This is a genomic window from Photorhabdus sp. RM96S, assembly GCF_042879335.1.
Lineage (GTDB): Bacteria > Pseudomonadota > Gammaproteobacteria > Enterobacterales > Enterobacteriaceae > Photorhabdus > Photorhabdus kayaii.
In genome coordinates, this window is record NZ_JBHFKT010000176.1 from 1 (window position 1) to 477 (window position 477).

Annotated in this window: 1 protein-coding gene; it reads left to right on the forward strand. The window is 42.1% G+C overall.

Features of this window, described 5'->3' with window-relative positions; translation table 11 throughout:
* Positions 1–354, forward strand: a 354-nt coding sequence (locus ACGF49_RS24830) for an IS630 family transposase (RefSeq protein WP_387493409.1), incomplete at its 5' end; no start/stop codon positions are given.
* Positions 355–477 lie beyond the last annotated feature (123 nt).

Sequence of the window (477 nt, forward strand, 5' to 3'; positions counted from 1 at the left end):
TACAACATTTGCTGTTTTTTCAATGAAATAAGAAAGTCTTATCCTGACTATCATCAAAAAATTCACCTTATTGTGGATGGGGCGGGTTACAACAAAGCTCATCTCGTGAAGGAGTGGGCTTATGTTAGCAATATTGAATTACATTACCTTCCGCCATACAGCCCAAATTTAAACCCGATAGAGCGATTATGGAAGGTCATGAATGAACATGTTCGAAATAACCGTTATTTCGCGGATAAACATGAATTTCGAGACAACGTCTTCAAATTTTTCACCACAACGCTACCGGATATAGCGGACTCGCTGATGTCTAGAATTAACGACCATTTTCAGGTGCTAAAAACTGCATCTTGAAGTTTCTTGGGTATATACCCTATGGATTTCAAGATGGATCGCGGCGGCAAGGGAGCGAATCCCCGGGAGCATAGATAACGATGTGACCGGGGTGAGTGAGTGCAGCCAACAAAGAGGCAACTT